We start from the raw sequence: 681 nt of genomic DNA on the forward strand, positions 1-681 counted from the left end.
GCATGGGTCCTGTTGCGATCGGAGATTTCGCGGGACGGTACTTTGATTTTTCCAGGAGCCGCCCCAGCCTCGCACGCCTTACCTTTTGGGAGGGACTTGAGCAGGGACATCCCGTAGGAGCCGAGGCCCGCACCCTCCGCTCGGCGAACAAAGTCACCGAGATCCGGAATGCCCTTCCGGCCTTGAGCGAGGCGGCTGCGGAAGACCTGCTCCTGACCATCGTCACCCTATGCCACGCCTGGGTCTCGAGCCCGAATGTCCCCCTCGTGATCACCGGACCGCCGGACGAAGAGCGCAGGCGCGCATCCATCGTGCGCACCGGCGAACTGCTCGCTCAAGATGCCGTGGATACGGCCCAGCGGCCGTCATAGGCGCGAGCCCGGCCTGCATAGCCGCCGCTCCCCCGCGCCAAACCCCGGGGGAATTCACTTCCCACACGCGCCCGCCGCGTGGCCATTAAACGCAAACACCTCGTTCCGTTCGAAGAATTAGTTGACGCTTCAACTTTCCTGATGTACATTTAGTTGTAGCTTCAAGCATCACTCCCCCAAGAGAACAGAATCTGATGAAAACCCTCGTGGCCCGCATATTCGGAAAGAAGTCACCCATGACGAACCTCACCATCATCGGCAACGGCAACATGGCCCGCGGCATCGCCACCCGAGCACTCGCCGGCGGCCT

At 62.1% G+C, this 681-nt stretch carries 1 protein-coding gene; it reads left to right on the forward strand.

Features of this window, described 5'->3' with window-relative positions; translation table 11 throughout:
- On the forward strand, positions 1-371 hold a 371-nt coding region (locus AC1DVK_RS27075), incomplete at its 5' end, for a hypothetical protein (RefSeq protein WP_477627841.1).
- Between the last annotated feature and the right edge of the window lie 310 nt (positions 372-681).

The sequence above is a fragment of the Peribacillus sp. P4_B1 genome, from assembly GCF_056402395.1.